This is a genomic window from Paenibacillus glacialis, from assembly GCF_001637205.1.
GTDB lineage: Bacteria > Bacillota > Bacilli > Paenibacillales > Paenibacillaceae > Paenibacillus_AQ > Paenibacillus_AQ glacialis.
This window is the reverse complement of the sequence record NZ_LVJH01000007.1, coordinates 363,619-380,659: the sequence shown is the minus strand read 5'-3', so window position 1 is coordinate 380,659 and position 17,041 is coordinate 363,619. Positions and strand designations below refer to the sequence as shown.

General features: G+C 39.0%; 16 protein-coding genes. 7 read left to right on the top strand and 9 right to left on the bottom strand.

The genetic code is table 11. The annotated features are described in order from the left end of the window. Positions 1-120 precede the first annotated feature (120 nt). Complete coding sequence (locus tag PGLA_RS07130; RefSeq protein ID WP_068530818.1) at positions 121-774, bottom strand: SDR family NAD(P)-dependent oxidoreductase; 654 nt, start codon at positions 772-774, stop codon at positions 121-123. A gap of 276 nt (positions 775-1,050) precedes the next feature. Here PGLA_RS07130 and PGLA_RS07125 point away from each other — a divergent pair, with 276 nt between their 5' ends. From PGLA_RS07125 to PGLA_RS07115, 3 genes are all read left to right on the top strand, one after another. After that, on the top strand, positions 1,051-1,452 hold the full coding sequence (locus PGLA_RS07125; protein WP_425415351.1) for a DUF2871 domain-containing protein: 402 nt from the start codon (positions 1,051-1,053) through the stop codon (positions 1,450-1,452). 259 nt (positions 1,453-1,711) lie between these two features. Beyond that, a complete protein-coding gene (locus PGLA_RS07120) occupies positions 1,712-2,209 on the top strand; it encodes a hypothetical protein (RefSeq protein ID WP_068530814.1) in 498 nt (165 codons plus the stop codon). Positions 2,210-2,283: 74 nt separating this feature from the next. Continuing rightward, on the top strand, positions 2,284-2,487 hold the full coding sequence (locus PGLA_RS07115) for an N-acetyltransferase (protein ID WP_068530811.1): 204 nt from the start codon (positions 2,284-2,286) through the stop codon (positions 2,485-2,487). A gap of 227 nt (positions 2,488-2,714) precedes the next feature. Here the strand turns inward: PGLA_RS07115 and PGLA_RS07110 are convergent, their stop codons facing one another. Beyond that, positions 2,715-3,974, bottom strand: a complete 1,260-nt coding sequence (locus PGLA_RS07110) for a chitinase (RefSeq protein WP_068530808.1) — start codon at positions 3,972-3,974, stop codon at positions 2,715-2,717. Between the two features lie 559 nt (positions 3,975-4,533). Here PGLA_RS07110 and PGLA_RS07105 point away from each other — a divergent pair. Further along, complete coding sequence (locus tag PGLA_RS07105) at positions 4,534-5,883, top strand: lytic polysaccharide monooxygenase (RefSeq protein WP_068530805.1); 1,350 nt, start codon at positions 4,534-4,536, stop codon at positions 5,881-5,883. Positions 5,884-6,292: 409 nt separating this feature from the next. On the opposite strand, the gene PGLA_RS07100 is transcribed toward PGLA_RS07105, so the two are convergent. Continuing rightward, positions 6,293-6,961 carry a GNAT family N-acetyltransferase gene (locus PGLA_RS07100; RefSeq protein ID WP_145939499.1) on the bottom strand — a complete coding sequence of 223 codons (669 nt, stop codon included), beginning with the start codon at positions 6,959-6,961 and terminating at the stop codon, positions 6,293-6,295. 476 nt (positions 6,962-7,437) lie between these two features. On the opposite strand from PGLA_RS07100, the gene PGLA_RS07095 reads away from it, so the two are divergent. Further along, the gene (locus PGLA_RS07095; RefSeq protein WP_068530802.1) at positions 7,438-8,787 is read left to right on the top strand and encodes a lytic polysaccharide monooxygenase; all 1,350 of its coding nucleotides are present in this window, start codon (positions 7,438-7,440) and stop codon (positions 8,785-8,787) included. 278 nt (positions 8,788-9,065) lie between these two features. Here PGLA_RS07095 and PGLA_RS07090 read toward each other — a convergent pair whose 3' ends face one another. The 6 genes from PGLA_RS07090 to murQ form a co-directional block, all read right to left on the bottom strand. Next, a complete protein-coding gene (locus PGLA_RS07090; protein WP_068530800.1) occupies positions 9,066-9,974 on the bottom strand; it encodes a copper amine oxidase N-terminal domain-containing protein in 909 nt (302 codons plus the stop codon). Between the two features lie 277 nt (positions 9,975-10,251). After that, positions 10,252-10,470, bottom strand: coding sequence for a DUF3951 domain-containing protein (locus PGLA_RS07085; protein ID WP_245699740.1), 219 nt, complete (start codon positions 10,468-10,470; stop codon positions 10,252-10,254). 664 nt (positions 10,471-11,134) lie between these two features. Next, positions 11,135-11,971 (bottom strand): MurR/RpiR family transcriptional regulator, encoded by an 837-nt coding sequence (locus PGLA_RS07080; protein WP_068531347.1) that lies wholly within the window; start codon positions 11,969-11,971, stop codon positions 11,135-11,137. A 76-nt stretch (positions 11,972-12,047) separates the two neighbouring features. After that, on the bottom strand, positions 12,048-13,097 hold the full coding sequence (locus PGLA_RS07075; RefSeq protein WP_425415349.1) for a DUF871 domain-containing protein: 1,050 nt from the start codon (positions 13,095-13,097) through the stop codon (positions 12,048-12,050). 30 nt (positions 13,098-13,127) lie between these two features. Further along, the gene (locus PGLA_RS07070) at positions 13,128-14,549 is read right to left on the bottom strand and encodes a PTS transporter subunit EIIC (RefSeq protein ID WP_068530791.1); all 1,422 of its coding nucleotides are present in this window, start codon (positions 14,547-14,549) and stop codon (positions 13,128-13,130) included. A 26-nt stretch (positions 14,550-14,575) separates the two neighbouring features. After that, entirely contained in the window at positions 14,576-15,463 is an 888-nt protein-coding gene (murQ, locus tag PGLA_RS07065) for an N-acetylmuramic acid 6-phosphate etherase (RefSeq protein WP_068530789.1), read from the bottom strand. 286 nt (positions 15,464-15,749) lie between these two features. Here murQ and PGLA_RS07060 point away from each other — a divergent pair, with 286 nt between their 5' ends. Together PGLA_RS07060 and PGLA_RS07055 are read left to right on the top strand one after the other, a co-directional pair. Then, a complete protein-coding gene (locus tag PGLA_RS07060; protein ID WP_068530786.1) occupies positions 15,750-16,058 on the top strand; it encodes an ArsR/SmtB family transcription factor in 309 nt (102 codons plus the stop codon). 12 nt (positions 16,059-16,070) lie between these two features. After that, entirely contained in the window at positions 16,071-17,009 is a 939-nt protein-coding gene (locus PGLA_RS07055) for a cation diffusion facilitator family transporter (protein WP_068530784.1), read from the top strand. Positions 17,010-17,041: the final 32 nt, after the last annotated feature.

Below are 17,041 nucleotides of genomic sequence, written 5' to 3'. Positions count from 1 at the left end.
AAATCAAAAAGCATGATGTAACCCTCCATTAGGGTTCATCATGCTTTTACTTTTTGTGCGACATAAAATATATCATCAGAAAATCCTAACCATGGAAGTTGAATAAGAGATAGACTAGGTTTATTGAGCGAATACGATTTCCGTCTGATCCCTCTTTGTGTGCAATTCCCAATACCGCTCGGCAATGATGTCCGGATCATAGAATGTTCCTTTCGATACATAACCCGCGATCGTAACCGTGCCGACGTGAATACCATGAGGGTTCAAGTCTTCAGCCAGTGCAAATGCCAATGCCCGAACCCCAGCTTTACCGATTGAAAGGGAAGTGTATGTTGGTGATGGTGCCAACGCTAGTCCCCCACCAGTAAATAATATCGTACCTCTCTTCTGTTCGATTAAATCCGGAATCACTTGCTGAGCACTCGTTAGTGCACCTAATACATTCACTTTAAAATGTTCTAATAATTCCGTATCTGTTAAAGTTTGTGGCGTACTTTGTTGTATTGCTGCCGCATTATATACTAGCACTTCGGGAGACCCATATTCCTGTTTAATCTGATCAAAAGCATTACTTAACGATTGTCCATCTGAGGCATCTGCGGTTATGCTGTAGGCTTCCACATCTTGTGCCGCCAATTCACTCGTATATTGATTTAGAGAAGCTTGATTTCTTGCAACAAGTACTACTCGAAATCCATTTGCACCAAATTTCCTCGCGACACCCGCGCTAACGCCAGAACCCGCTCCAACAATAACTAGTAAAGGTTTACTCATCGTTTATTAGCTCCTCTGCTCATTGATATATCCTAAATTTACTATGATATATCCGATAATTCCAATAGAAACAATTAAAGTTATATTCAAAAATTCAATACAAGGTGTGCAGGCAGGGTGGGTACTCGTTTCTTTCGTAAATATAAGAAGTAGATTATCAACTTCTTATATTTATTAAAAGGTGAAATTTTTCACTTTGTAACATTTCGTTCATACTGCGTTCTTAATAGCATGATATATTTTGGATATAAACTGAATGATCAAACTTAAGGAGCGATGATTTTGAAGAAATTGTATTATACTTCTTTTTTCTATGCCGTACTTGGTTTATTAGCAGGCGTTGCTTATCGTGAAATCACGAAAGCGAATGATTTCAGTGGTAACACAGTATTCGTTGCACTTCATACGCATATTCTGATGCTTGGATTCTTCTTCTTTATCATTACACTAATCCTAGCCAAGTTATTTCATGTGCATGAAGCAAAATCCTTCGGTGCGTGGTACATTCTCTATAACATCGGTTTACTCATTTCGATTGGCGCTATGGCTACTCGTGGCATGCTACAGATCAAAGGTGGAGATATCAGCTTCCTTCCTCATATCGCCGGGCTGGGTCATGCGATTGTTGGTGCAAGCATCATTTGGCTTCTTATTCTACTAGGTAAACGTCTTAAATAATGAACGATAAGGGCTGCTTGCGAATCTTCCAACAGCCCTTTACTTTTGCCTATGTAATCATAGTTTGGGAATCTCTCAATTTTGCACCCCATAGATACGTAAACCTCACCCCCCCATTTGAGATAATATGGTAAAATAGCTACAGACCACACCATTACATTAAGTCAGTCTGCACAATCTTGTCTTCGTACATATTTATGAGGTTTCATGAAGCTGGTTGGATTACTAGGGTCAATAACAAGTTAAGGAGATTGTATCCATGAACAAATTCAAGGGGATTTACTTGATTATGGTCCTAATATTATCAACGACCTTAGTTTCTTGTGCCAACAACGCTGAGGTTGAGATTGCTAGTGTGCAAGAAATAGAAAGTTTAATAACACCTACTCTTCCAACAGACTCACCTATCGATGCACAGGAAATAATAGATGATAAAGATATTCCATCTAACGATGGCTCATTCATAAACAGTCGACAATTAGGAACGACAGCATTTGAGAATTCATTCTCCTGTACTTCAAGTAATGCTAAAACTTTAAATGTATATGTTAAAAATAACAATAAGTCTGGAACCGTAATATTCCAATTACTTAAGGGGAATCAAGACTTTGAATTTGTTGATGTTGGCGCTGGCAAGGCCGTATCAAGAACTTTTACAATGACAGATGGTAGTGGCATGTCTGGGGACTGGAAAGTCTATGTAACGACTAGGGATGGACACTCGATGGACATCAATGTGAAGGCAGGACAATACTAGATGGAAATGAAAAAAACTGTAATTCGAGTTATGAACGATAATGCCCCTTACCTGAAATCCAAGATTTTAACGTGTTGATACAATATCGCCGTCGTGGAATAGGTACACTGTTATTAGCTAAATCTGAAGACACCATTCATGAAAGATGTGAAGTTGCTGGACTCGATATAGGTTTGCTCAGTGATTACGGTGCGGCACAATCATTATACATAATTCGTGGATATGTTCCAGACGGTAAAGGAATTTATAAAAATGGTAAATATCTTAAGTGTGGGTAGCAAGTCGTAGTAGACCATGATCTTAATTTGTTTTTTGTGAAAAAATTGCGATAGCAAAGTTATAAGCTGTGGGGAAGTATTCTGACTAGTGAAAAAATATAGAGAAAAGACCCTTTCGCAAGAGTCTCTTACATTATCATCAAGAATTATTTAGTATCTAATTTAACAAGCCAATGTTATACCAAATAGAAATAACATTATGGTTCATCTTTCTATGACTCCTTTTGTTAAAAAGGATTCATGCCTAACGTATCAATTTTCTCGCCTGAGATATCTACACCCATCTGGCTCGTAATATCACGATAGTGACCGGCACGACGCTTGACAGAACTACCTTCCGTCTCGCCCAAATTTGTCTCCAAGCCATTAAGAACCATAATGGTAATACCAAAGCCCGACTGACTTAGACCCTTAGCAATATCCTCTTTCCCAGGCTTCCATTTGTTAATAATAACATCATGGGCTGAAGGCTTCGGAGCTTGTGGTGTCATCCAGAACAGAATAGCGGTCATGAAACCTACCTTCCCGTCTGCTGATATGATTTCTGGCTTACTAAGAAGCACTTTTTTGTCCCCATAAATGATGGAACTAAATAAGCCATAGTTAAAGTTCCAACTCATCATAATAGGTCCACGTCCATAGTAACGTTTATCCTTCACACCTGGGTAAAGATCGCTAGTTGCAGGATCGACGAAAGCGTCCATATTGACGCCCGTTCTGCCAGCGATATTCTCATTCCAGAACAATCCCCATTTCAATTCCCCACCTGGGGCGGTTGGCCAACCTCCGCCAGTCTCGTGCGCTAGATTTGCTAGGAATGCAGCAAGTTCGCGCTTCCGATCCTTCTTGAACCCTTCTTTTAAGAAGGTTCCAAAATCAACGATAACCGTATCAATTTCCTTCTTCAAATTCTCTGCAGAATTAAAATCAGATGAACGGGATATCAACGTCTCAATTCTCGCTTCCTTATCAAACCTTTGAATTTCCTGAGCGCTGGTATTACCTTTACGTGTGCTAATCTTTAACTTAATATTCGATACTTCGGTTACAGCCGCAATCAAATTATCATATGAGAAATAATCCACCTGGTCTGCTTTAAAGTACTCCTTGCCTTTAGCTACTTTAAACCATTCGGGTGAACCTAACCTATTAGGAAACAAAATCTCGTATTCCTTTTGTGGAAGCAACTCTTTAACCGCTGTGACAGCTTGAGCTGGCTTATAATCGGGATCGATGCCACCCCATTTGCTATCAATCTCCTTGAGTGTGAGAAAATGGTTTTCTCCGACAGCAAGTGCACTACCCAAGTAAGCGGTTACACTTTTTATTGTAGTTTTACTCACCACGTTTTTCGAAATATCTACGGCTTTGGTATTGACTTCCGCTGCAGAAACCGTGAGTGGCGATGCTAGCAGAACGGCGCCAAGCGATAAGCAAATGGTACGATGAATCAGACTACTTGATAATGGATAATTCCATTTAGACACATTCGCTCTCCCCTTTTTACTTATATTGGAATTCATTACTCCATTATAAAAAATGTAATCTAATTGTAAATAGTCCCAAATGCCTGCTTAAGTAGAGGCGATTAACTCTTATTTTTGACAATCATAGAAGTGATATTCGACATGCTGAGAATGATTTCTCCTTCACACGTCCTCATCATTGTTTTTCAAACAAATATATATTAAATCATCCATAATTTTGTAATAAAATCCATCAAACGTTATATGATTAAAATCGTGTACTGAATTCGATCAAATGCTGATCATCTTTCATCTCCCGCACTAGTCCCTCTTTTGTAAAATCACCCATCCGTCAAATACCTGATCCATATTTAGCTGCACGACTTCATTTTCCCACGAGTTTCTTACTCTTACTTTTACCTTTCACCTTTTAACCGTGTCTATATATACACTCTTCGTGAGTCTATATAAATTGCGTTTCACCAACAAGGAGGAGGTGTTATTTGAAATCTAACATTCGGGTTTAACTGATGGAATTCGTTGTTAAATCGTTACCCAAACTAAAGGAGGAATATTAAACATGTCATCTTTACGTATTTCTTATTCAGCAATGACTAAATTGTTGGTTTACGGATGTATTATCTTATTGGCGTTCATGAGTACTTTGTTATTCGCTGGCGTTTCTTTTGGCCACGGATATATAGATGGACCTGCTAGTCGAGCAGCACTCTGTAAATCTGGGCAAAACACGAATTGTGGATCGATCATTTATGAACCACAGAGTCTAGAGGCACTTAAGGGATTCCCTAATGCAGGACCAGCGGACGGGCAGATTGCGAGTGCGGGCGGAGCATTTCCTAACCTTGATGCACAAACATCAACACGTTGGACTAAAGTCAACATATCTCCAGGACCAAATACGTTCGATTGGAAAATTTCTGCCGCTCATGCGACAACAAGCTGGAAGTACTATATTACGAAAGCCAACTGGAATCCTGACGCAGTACTTACTCGGAATTCATTCGACTTAACTCCTTTTTGCTCTGTGAACTATGGAGGTAAGCAGCCACCATTCACATACTCAGACACGTGTAACGTGCCAGCACGTACTGGGTACCAGGTTATCTTGGCTGTATGGGAAATCGCAGATACTGCAAACGCTTTCTACAATGTCATTGATGTCAATTTCGGCGGTAGTAACCCTGTTGATAACCAAGCACCGTCTGCTCCATCAGCTCTGACTTCTACAGGTCAAACAGCTACCACTGTTTCTTTAACCTGGAACGCATCAACAGATAACGTTGGTGTAACTGGCTATCAGGTATTTAAAGGATCTTCCTTAGTTACTACTGTATCTGGCTCAACATTAAATTACTCTGTAGCTGGACTAACCGCGAATACTGCCTATACCTTTAGTGTTAAGGCAATAGACGCCGCAGGCAACGTCTCAAGTGCTAGTAATTCTGTAAGCGTTACTACAAATGCACCTGACCCTATCGATACGCAAGCCCCAACAGCACCCGGTGGCTTACATGTTATGGGAACTCCTACATCTTCAAGCATTCAGTTGATGTGGAATGCCTCAACTGACAATGTCGGTGTTACTGGCTACCGTATCTTTAATGGAACGACGTTAATCCAATCCTTATCTGGCTCCACTACGGATTATACGGTAACGGGACTTAGCGCCTCCACAGCTTATACGTTCAATGTGTACGCATTTGATGCCGCGGGTAATCAATCCGCAGCAAGTACGGTCACTGGCACAACGGGTATACCATCTGCAAACCCGGCTTGGGCAGCTAATACTGCTTACACGACGGGTACGCTAGTAACCTACAATGGTTCTGTATATTCATGTCGTCAAAACCACATATCATTAGCAGGTTGGGAACCTACAAATGTACCTGCATTATGGTTACTGCAATAATCATGTAATAATAGTTCTTTGAAGATATAAAACGTTTGTCATTCTTTCAGGTGTTAAATTCACATGCACAAAACCACGAAGTACAGGACAACTGTACTTCGTGGTTGTTGCGTGTAAATCTTATACGCCTATTATCTAGAGTTAAGGTCAATAATTTCACATGAGAACTTAGATTATCTAGTATTATGTAGAAATATGACATTTGAAGAAGAACGAACATATAGTGTGGATCAGACGGTGCGATAACGCATTTGGTCAATGCACATTTTTGTATAATGAAATCTCCTTTGGTAGCAATACTCCCATGAGTCTATCATAAGAGACTTCTGGAAGAACAATAGCTTAAATAATAATACTATCAAGGATGTGTTTTCATTGAACAAATGTCCTTTTTCGGGATTGGCTAAAATCAACTTCCCGCCGGAGTGTACACCATACAATACTGCTCTAGTGAACTGTTCGGCAGAGAAATGACCTTCACCGTACGGAACTGATAATGTTCATATATGGGTAAATTGCTCAACGTCTGCGTCTCCAGCGTACAGAAAATATTTCTCGATCGGCATTCGAAGAGTAGTGGTTGGATAACCTTCGAAACGTAACCTTGTCCACGATATTGTTCCTGTACAACAAGCATATCGAGGTGCATATATTCCTTATCGCCTAACATCGATAGCCACGATGAGCTCATACTAAGTAGAATAGATATTCCCCGGACAAATCCATGTATTCCAATGAATCGACAAATCGGTAATGATCTGATTATGGCACATACAATCTGCTTCATATACTTGACTTTCGAACGTAATGTCCCTGCTTCGCGCTCCGAATGAAACACCAGCGCCACAGCCTCAAAGTTGTCTGAAATTGTTAGCAAATCACAATATGGATATAGCATTTCAATATACCTATGAAAAAAAATATTCATAACGTGGAGCCTTGTCTTCTCATCCGGTAAAATATGCTGATACAACGGATCTTCTTTTGCAAACGCTTGTGCCAGAACACTTGCAGCTTTCGGAATGTCACGTCGATCAATTTTCAATAATGTGCTACAAATAATTCCACCTCGTGTCATTAATTACTTCCATATAAGCATAGAGCATTACATCAAAAGCGGCAAACGAAAGGCGTCTTTCGCGGCCATAGTTCCAAAGTTGCATTATAAGGAAATTTAACTATTTTCACATAAATCTATGATAAATGTCACACATTTCTATTTTTTTGTAGTATAATCACTCTTATATTATATACGCTTCCAAATATCTACATATTAATATTACAAAACACTCTATCAGTAAACAATTATTTCCGTATTTACCTCTTCGTTTTGAAAGCGCTACCACCGTGTCAAACACTCATTTCATGCTATGATGAACTATTTCATTTTTACTTTCCTACTCACTTTTTACAAATTGAATATATGACTCTTTCTGAGTTTATATAAATACGTCTAAAAAAAGAGAGGAGTTAACATCTGAAACATCACGTATAAAATTTAAAGAAACTATTTGTTAGATCAAATTTTTTTCAAATTAAAGGAGGCGTAATAAAATGTCAACTATTCGTGTTTCTAATTTAAGTATGTCAAAGTTTCTTGCTTATGGTAGTATCCTGTTAATTGCTGCGATTTGTTTGATTGTGTTCCCGGGGAATTCTTCCGCACACGGTTATGTAGAAGGACCTGCTAGTAGAGCAGCACTTTGTAAATCGGGTCAAAACACGAATTGTGGACCGATCGTATATGAGCCACAAAGTTTAGAAGCGCCTAAAGGCTTCCCTGCTGCGGGACCAGCTGACGGAAAAATTGCTAGTGCTAATGGGGCTTATCCTGAGCTTGATGAACAATCAGCTACTCGTTGGTCTAAAGTAAACATCTCTGCAGGAACTAATACATTCACTTGGAAGCTGACTGCCAATCATGCTACAACAAGCTGGAAGTACTACATTACAAAAGCTAACTGGAATCCTAACGCTGTTCTAACTCGGGACTCATTCGACCTTACTCCCTTCTGTTCCGTCAATTATCCAGGAACACAACCACCATTCTCCTACTCTGACACATGTAACGTTCCAGCACGCAGTGGATACCAAGTGATCTTGGCTGTCTGGGAAATCGCAGATACTCCGAACGCCTTCTATAATGTCATTGATGTTAACTTCAGTGGTAGCAACCCTGTCGATACACAAGCACCTTCTGCCCCAGCAGCTTTATCTTCTACTGGACAAACATCTACCAGCGTTTCATTGGCTTGGAACGCATCCACAGATAACGTTGGTGTAACAGGTTACCAAGTATTTAACGGTTCTTCCTTGGTCACTACTGTATCTAGCTCAACATTAACTTACTCCGTGTCCGGACTTACAGCGAATACTGCTTATAGCTTTAGTGTCAAGGCGATTGACGCTGCTGGCAACGTATCTAATGCCAGCAATTCTGTAAGCGTTACCACAAGTGCACCTGTTGGCAATGACACGCAAGCTCCAACAGCACCTAGCGGCTTGCATGTTATGGGAACTCCAACTTCTTCTAGTATGCAGTTGATGTGGAATGCATCAACGGACAATGTTGGCGTTACTGGTTACCGTATCTATAACGGTACGACGTTAGTCACGTCTGTATCTGGCTCTACAACGGATTATACTGTAACAGGTCTTAGTGCAAGCACAGCTTATACATTCAATGTGTATGCATTCGATGCCGCTAACAATCAATCAACTGTTAGCACAGTCAATGGCAGGACCGCTACTGCACCAACCAACCCGGCTTGGGCAGCTAATACTGCATACACAGCAGGTACGCTCGTATCCTACAATGGTTCTGTATATGAGTGTCGTCAACCTCATACATCCTTAATCGGTTGGGAACCTACAAATGTACCTTCGCTATGGTTGTTGAAGTAAGATAAGGTACAGGGGAGTTGCCGCTCCCCTGTTCATTTCAAATCTATACTTTTTGTAAAAGCATCTGATTTAATAATAAATACATATTCCTGCGTTATATTTTCCCAGTTACAAATTAGCCGAAAACCTCGTATTGATGCCCCTGGTGCATAATCCATAGTGTGATTATTGTTTGATATTTCCTTGCGTTGATTTAGCAATGCACAAAGTTGCTCGTCAATTTTGAAAATTCGTTCATCATCCGAAATAAGAATGACGATTCTTTTGCTGAGTGTTTTTTAAGATTCGTTCGGAATTTCGAATATGATATTTTCTGATCTGTTAGTAATCGGTTTAGAATCTTCAAAAATGGATTTCCCACTTTCATCAATAGTGCCGTATTGCACTTGATCTAACATCCACAGGTCCATAAAGTAGTTAATCTTACCAGTGAATAGAGGCCGTGTTCCCCATTCCCCCTTTATAGATGGAATAACATTAGGAATTACATCTTTATTATTTTTATCTTTTGATCCAACTTGCGCTTCCCAAGTTTCCCATGCCGCACCATTCTTCAATTCATAATATTGGGCTAGACCTCTATATACGTAAATGAACGCATTTTTCTGTCCGAATTTGAAGTAATAAGTCCCACCAGCTCCTCCTTCTTCAATAGGAGCTAATCCATCATGGAGAATAATACGAGGTAACTTTAATAGGGCGTTTCTAGCATCAGTAATATCAGTGCCATCAACTAGTTTATTAAGCTCCTTATTTATTTTGTAAATAATTAGGGTATTCGTATTTATATCCCAATCCACATGTGCTTTCAAACCTTCACCAATAAACCGGAATGGAACATATGTTAAACCATCTTTGACAATCGAAGGGGTTGCAATAGTAACCTGCTTATCCCCAATATAAGCAGTCTTACTTCCAACTTTTAATTTAACGACATCTTTAGTCATAGAATCTATTACGGTGACAGTTTTAGTGTTATTATCCCAATCCACCTTAAAACTTGGAATTAGTGAAACCGTTCGTATCGGAACCAAGGTATTATTGTTAATGATAATAGGGCGTTGGCCTACAACTTTTTGGCCATTTACATTTAAGTTTAGTTCCTTATTCGTTGATGCAGACGCAACATTAATAGTAGATAATACAACAACAAACAGAACACTTAACAAACCAATAGATTTTTTCACGACATTACCTCCATATTTTATATTTTAAAAGTTAGAATCAAATATCTTTTGAAGTACACCCCATTTTTTTACCACTATCTTTTACAACTTTGGCTTAGATTAATTTAAATGATCATCATTATAAACATAAGGAAATGGAAAAAGTTTCATAATCAATAATATCCCAAGTGGACCACGACATGGAAATTACCGAAACCAAAAAGACCAAATTCACGTTATGCATCTTTGGTCTTTTTCGTTGATTGTGGAGCTAGTATAGTCCTCCTGAATCAAATATTCACCTATTCTTCTTCTTTTTAGAGTTGTTCTTATCTTTATCATCACCTTTGTCGTCCTCTTCCTCCTTATCTTCTTTCTCTTCATGAAATTCAACACTAGTTTGAGCTGTAATATAATCGAATGGTGTATAATTACTGCTCGGTAATTCTTTCTTCGTGATTATCTTAAAAACGATCAGTACGATAAGTACAATCATCAGAATTGAAAATAAAATCATGAGATATAAAAAGATATTCATCTATTCAAATCCTCTACAATAAATTACTTATTTCTAAATTATTGAATTATTCTTTATTTTACTTTATTTATTCGACACACAGAGAGCTAGAACTGCTAGAGTAAAGAATATGACAGAAACTTGTTTAAACATACTTTTTATTGCATGATGGCATTATCCACCTAAATAATTTCCTTTTTTTAATATATTAACATAAAATACTACAAAATCGTGGCCAACCTGCCCGTTAGATGAACAGGTTGTCCGGATAAGTCTTTGTGCAGTGGATCTGATTATCATATTACATTAATTGAATTACCAACAAAACGTTCCACATCATGAACATAACAAAAAGAACTGCCGAGTTACTCTAATCCAGTATCTCTCAAAAACTTCTTTCTTTGGTTCCCCTTCAAAAGAGAGCGTTGCCCTAAAGATTAACCTCATAATCAGTGCTAACTACGATATACCCAAATAAAGGATATGGAGCATTCCCCTAGAGGAATTCTTCCATATCCTTTATTTAATCCAGTTCCCCCAACTTCAAATTTTCCTGAGTATACAGTATAAAGTATTTACCGTTGTTTTCTCCTATTCGGCTTCAGACAGCAGTCTAGTAGCTACCGAAGGTTCCCGTCTACTTCTCTACAAACTTATCACAACATTAATCATACAACACTTCAATCATTTGTCTTGTCTTCGCTAGCTGCTCCACAGTAAAATCATACTGAGCAGAAGCATATGCGCTAAAGACAATATCTAACACAAATAATTGAGCAAATCTAGAGCTTGTTGCCGCACTACGAAGCTTTGCTTCCGGCGCACGTGATGTAAATAAAGAAACATCAGCAAGCTGAGAAAGCTTGTTATTTCCAGGACGAGTGAGGCTAATTGTTTTTATCCCCTGTTCCTTAGCTCGTTTTATTAATTGAATAACCTCTCTCGTTTCACCGCTATAAGAAATTCCCCAGAAGACGGCGTTTTCCGATTTCGTAGCCAGGGCCGCTGCTAATAAATGGCGATCTGAAATAGCATAGACATTTTTGCCAAGTCGAAGCCATTTTTGTGCTGCATCTTCTGCAATAATAAAAGAGGCACCTATTCCGTAAACATAAATAACTTCTGCCTGTTGTAACATGTTCACTGCCTGCTCAATAGATTGCGCATCCAGTTGACTGGCCGTATTCTGGAAGGTCAGTATTGTATTCGACAACATTTTATCAATGATAGAATGCACCGTTTCATTCGATTCAACATCAAAGTAGCCAACATACTGCGTGTTTTCTACTTCCGCTGATAAACGGATTTTCAGAGCGGGAAAACCATCTATTCCTAGCGACCTGCAAAAACGAACAACCGCAGCACTACTTGCCTCCGCTTTCTTCGCTAACTCATGTATGGTCATATGCATGACTTCTTTAGCATTTGCAAGAATGTACTCTGCTACTTTTTTTTCTGATTCTGGTAGTTCATTTAATACTAGTTCAATTTGAGAAATCATACTTCCTACTACCAAGTCCTTATCTCCTCTACTTAATCTATTTTCCTTATTGTAACAAAATAGAGGGGAGTAATCATTAAGAAGCAGTTGTAAAGGAAAAATGGCTTCCGCCTTTTCTAACGTAATCCAATAGAGGAATATCTTCTTCTATAACATGACCAATCACATTAACACCTTCATGAGCCGGCAAATCCGTTAACGTGATCTGTAACTCATGTTCATAGCGGCCATACAAATAATTATCTACAGTAATCGTTCCTTTAGGTCGCTTGGTCGTATGCATAGGCGCAATATTTTTTGTCATTACAAAACGCTCTTCATCTGTACGTGCAGTTTCTGAGCGAACGGCATCACGTGCAGCGTCAAGGCGATTCCGATGAACAATATCCCATAATGCATAAGGCAGTTCCTTGGTTACTCGCAAAGGAATAATTCCTTCTGCATACCTTTGAAATTGATGCTGAGACCATTCTGAAAGTGTTAAATCTCCAACAAAAATTTTGTCCACGGCACAATCTTTCTCTAATTCCAAGTAAGCTAGAAAAGAAGATTGATTCCGATGCTTCTCTAATGTAGGCAAACTTTCAAATAATGGTTTTCTCTTCAGCCCGTCTCCCGGAATAAAGGCCATTGTCGTAATTCCTTCCGCTTGCAACCATTTGTTCTTCTCTATAAACGTTTCTTTATCAAGACCTGTTTCCGGGCGGGGATAATAATTATGCCAAGCTTCAATGTTCTCAAGACAAATATGATGATCCTTTAATGTAGCTAAGAACTCTGATGTTAATGTGCTGGCGTTTAAGGCAATTTTCATTTTTTGCGAGTAGGCGGCAATTTCATGGGCGCTAAATCCAAAATCCATCCGCAAACCTGTAACACCTGATTGCAATAAAAAGGGAAATGAAAATTTCTCCAATGCTTTCCCAGAAATATCTGCCATCAAGTCCATTCCTAATTGTTTGGCAGCGTTTGCAATTCCCAGCAATTTCTCCTTCAATAGTTCTATATCATCTTCCGGCATATGAAGTGATGTAAATATCTCTGTACAACCTGCTTCCTTCATTTCTTTCATATAATTCATGTTTTCTTCTAACGTCCGGTCCGCTATAAAAATTGAAATCCCCAACAATCGAATCACCTCAGTATTTCTAGTCAGTTATTCCTGTTCTGCCATAGCCTCTTTTGGTATACCAAATAAATAAGTGATTATAAATCCACCAGCGTATGCTGCAATTAACCCTATTACATATTTCAACCATAATCCATTCGCGATCAATGGAATTAACGCGACTCCAGATGGCCCAATGGCTATCGCTCCAACGTTGCCAAATAAACCAATGACCGCACCACCAATACCTCCGCCAATACAAGCTGTAATAAACGGACGACCTAGCGGTAAGGTTACCCCATAAATCAATGGCTCGCCGATTCCCAGAATACCAACTGGAAGAGCACCTTTAATCATGTTCGTTAATGATTTGTTCTTCTTGCAACGAATCCATAATGCAATGGATGCCCCTACTTGACCCGCACCAGCCATAGCAAGCATTGGAAGTAATAGCGTCATACCTGAACTATTGATCATCTCAATGTGAATCGGCGTCAATACCTGATGCAGTCCTAACATAACAAGCGGTAAGAACGCTGTTCCTAATACAAAACCTGAGAATGCACCACCACGTTCTAACGTCCAGTTAATCGCTCCGATTAAGTTACTAGAAATAAATCCAGCGAATGGCATGATGAAAAATATCGTAATCAGCCCCACGACTAGTAAGGCAATTGTAGGAGTAACGATAATATCAACGGCATCAGGAATAATTTTACGCAAATATTTTTCAACGATTGATAAAATCCATACTGCGATTAGAACGCCAATAACCCCACCTTGCCCTGGCGTTAAAGGCGCACCCGTAAATATATTAAAAATGGGCAGTTCAGCTGTAACACCTGTTAAAATCGTTACCCCACCGATCACTCCACCAAGAGCAGGAGTAGCTCCAAATTCTTTCCCTGCATTAATACCGACATAAATGACTAAGTAAGTAAAAATTGCATTTTTAATTACGTTTAATATCGTTACATATTGCTGCCAAGTTGCGGCGTCTATGTTGCCTGCTGTAATATTGTTAGCTAGAATCGAGCCAATACCTGCAATTAAACCAGCTCCAACGAACGCAGGAATTAGGGGTATGAAAATATTTCCTATTTTTCGCAAAAAGTTTTTGAAGGGTGTATCATTCTTTTTCTTTAATTGCGCTTTCATTTGTGCGCCTTTTGATTGTAATTGTTCAGCCGAAGATGAACTTTCACCCCCTGCTGCGACACTTCCTTCTAACACTTCACCAAATTGTTCGGCTACTTTGGTCACGACCCCTGGTCCGAGAATGATTTGATACGTTTCAGCGTCCACTACACCTAGAACCCCATCAATCTTCTTCAATTCCGCTTCAGCGATTCGACTGCGATCAACAACAGTTACACGAAGACGAGTCATGCAATGGGTATATGAGGATACATTTGAACTACCACCGACAGTCTCTAGTATTCGGACCGCTATATCATGATATTTACTCATGTTTATGCCCCTCTCTTACTTTCGTATTATTTTATCGCTTGACGTACAAAACCTTGAGATTCTTCCAAACGTTGTACAGCTTCTTCTTTAGAAAGCCCAGCAAGAATCATCACAATTGCAATTTTCGGTTTGTGATCTGCTTGTTTCAAATAGTCTTCTGCTGTTTCAGCGTCACAATCTGTCGCATCCATCACAATACGTTTAGCACGTTCTACAAGTTTTTCATTGGTTAATTGTACATCTACCATTAAATTTCCATATACTTTCCCCGTTCCAATCATTGAAGCAGTTGAAAGCATGTTGCAAATTAATTTTTGAGAGGTCCCAGCTTTTAAACGTGTTGATCCTGTTAACACTTCCGGTCCGTTTACGACTTCAATTGCAATCTTGGCAACTTTACCAATCGCTGAATCTTTGTTGCAACTCACGGCTACAGTAGGCGTTCCAATAGAATTGGCATATTCTAATCCACCGATGACATAAGGCGTACGACCGCTAGCAGCAATTCCTACGACAATATCTTTGGCTGTAAGCTTAATATCTTGTAAATCTTGCATCCCTAATTGTTCATTGTCCTCTGCACCTTCGACCGCTTTAATAAACGCTCTCTCTCCACCAGCAATTAGCCCAACTACCTCTTCAGGTGCTGTCCCGAATGTTGGCGGACATTCAACAGCATCTAGCAAACCGATACGTCCACTCGTTCCAGCTCCCATGTAAATTAAGCGTCCTCCTTGTTTGATCGCCGTTGTAATCGCTTCTACCGCTTTGGCAATTTGCGGAATTTCTTGTTTAACAGCTTGTGCGACCTTTTGATCTTCTTCATTCATCACTTCTAGAAGTTCAAGAGGTGTTAATTCATCCAAGTTCATTGTCTTCTTATTGCGAGTCTCTGTTGTCAAATGCTCTAACATGATTTTCATCATCATCCTTTTCCGTTTTTGAAATCGCTTTCTAAATGAAGAATAACACTTTTGAAATATTATTTCAATAATAATTATTAACAATTAAAATAAAGTGCCAAAATGCTAGAACTATCTTTACACAAAAGAAACGTCTTCAGGAGGGATTGACAAAGTTCGCCATTAATAATATATTCTATATGAGCATATGTTCATTCACTTTTACTAACAGTTTTCAAACACCCATGATAAGTACATATACTCCATCTATAACACAACTAAAGGAGGTCCAGTATTCATGCAACAAAACGCGCATTCCTTTTTATCACCTGATACCGTTGATGAAGCTTCACGAACATTCAAAGCGTTGGCAGACCCAACTAGAATAAAGATATTATATTTACTGTCTCAAGAGGAATGCTCAGTCAATCACATTACTGAAGTATTAGAAATGACTCAATCAGCCGTTTCCCATCAATTAAGCTTTTTAAGAAACCTACGTCTTGTTAAATATAGACGGGAAGGCAACACGTTTTATTATACCTATGATGATGAACACGTCATTACCATTTTAAACCAAGTACTATCTCATATCGAATGTAAATAAGGAGGATTTCTCATGGGACATCACCATCATCATGGACACGGACATAGTCATGATCATAGTCATGGTCATTTTGAAGAAGCAAGAGAAGGAAATAAAAAAGGGTTAATTATAGCCCTAGTCATAACTGCGGGGATTATGTTTCTAGAATTCTTTGGCGGAATAATTACAAACAGCCTGGCTTTATTATCCGATTCCGGTCATATGCTTAGCGATACGAGCTCTTTGCTACTAAGTTTGATTGCGATATGGTTCGCATCGAGACCAGCTTCTCCCAAGAAAAGTTATGGATATTATCGCTTTGAAATATTAGCAGCATTATTTAATGGTATTAGTTTATTCGTAATCGCAGGATTTATTGTGTGGGAAGCCATCGGTCGTTTCTCCGAACCTCCGACTGTTGCAAGTGGCGCAATGATGTTGATCGCATCCATAGGTTTGTTGGCGAATTTAATTAGTGCTTGGTCGTTAATGCGCAAAGGCGATGTGAAGAATAATGTTAACTTACGGAGTGCCTATCTGCATATCCTTGGGGATGCATTAGGGTCTGTTGGGGCAATTGTAGCTGGAGTATTCATGCTCTTATTTGATTGGTATATAGCAGACCCTATTATATCGGTAATAGTTGCATTATTGATTCTAAAAAGTGCTTGGGGCGTCATTAAGCATTCGGTTCATATATTGATGGAGGGCACTCCACTCACCATTAATCAAGCAGAAGTCAAAACCTTTCTTGAAAAAATAGATGGTGTTATCGATGTACACGACCTCCATATATGGACAATTACCTCTGGATTAGATTCTTTAAGCTGTCATATGTTAATTGAAGACGATAAGAACAGTCAAACCATATTACAAGAGGCGATTAATATCATTAGGGAGAAATTAAAAATAGAACATACAACGATCCAAATTGAGAATTCGTTAATATCCCATAATGAGTTGAAAGTATAAACGCACCTACTGGTGCGTTTTTTTTACACTAC

What these genes read in the sequence shown, in the direction of transcription:
- PGLA_RS07130 (WP_068530818.1), bottom strand. Translation starts at nt 774, where the DNA reads ATGAGTAAACCTTTACTAGTTATTGTTGGAGCGGGTTCTGGCGTTAGC.
- PGLA_RS07125 (WP_425415351.1), top strand. Translation starts at nt 1,051, where the DNA reads ATGATTTTGAAGAAATTGTATTATACTTCTTTTTTCTATGCCGTACTT.
- PGLA_RS07100 (WP_145939499.1), bottom strand. Translation starts at nt 6,961, where the DNA reads ATGACACGAGGTGGAATTATTTGTAGCACATTATTGAAAATTGATCGA.
- PGLA_RS07085 (WP_245699740.1), bottom strand. Translation starts at nt 10,470, where the DNA reads ATGATTTTATTTTCAATTCTGATGATTGTACTTATCGTACTGATCGTT.
- PGLA_RS07095 (WP_068530802.1), top strand. Translation starts at nt 7,438, where the DNA reads ATGTCAACTATTCGTGTTTCTAATTTAAGTATGTCAAAGTTTCTTGCT.
- PGLA_RS07070 (WP_068530791.1), bottom strand. Translation starts at nt 14,549, where the DNA reads ATGAGTAAATATCATGATATAGCGGTCCGAATACTAGAGACTGTCGGT.
- PGLA_RS07055 (WP_068530784.1), top strand. Translation starts at nt 16,071, where the DNA reads ATGGGACATCACCATCATCATGGACACGGACATAGTCATGATCATAGT.
- PGLA_RS07080 (WP_068531347.1), bottom strand. Translation starts at nt 11,971, where the DNA reads ATGATTTCTCAAATTGAACTAGTATTAAATGAACTACCAGAATCAGAA.
- murQ (WP_068530789.1), bottom strand. Translation starts at nt 15,463, where the DNA reads ATGTTAGAGCATTTGACAACAGAGACTCGCAATAAGAAGACAATGAAC.
- PGLA_RS07060 (WP_068530786.1), top strand. Translation starts at nt 15,750, where the DNA reads ATGCAACAAAACGCGCATTCCTTTTTATCACCTGATACCGTTGATGAA.
- PGLA_RS07120 (WP_068530814.1), top strand. Translation starts at nt 1,712, where the DNA reads ATGAACAAATTCAAGGGGATTTACTTGATTATGGTCCTAATATTATCA.
- PGLA_RS07105 (WP_068530805.1), top strand. Translation starts at nt 4,534, where the DNA reads ATGTCATCTTTACGTATTTCTTATTCAGCAATGACTAAATTGTTGGTT.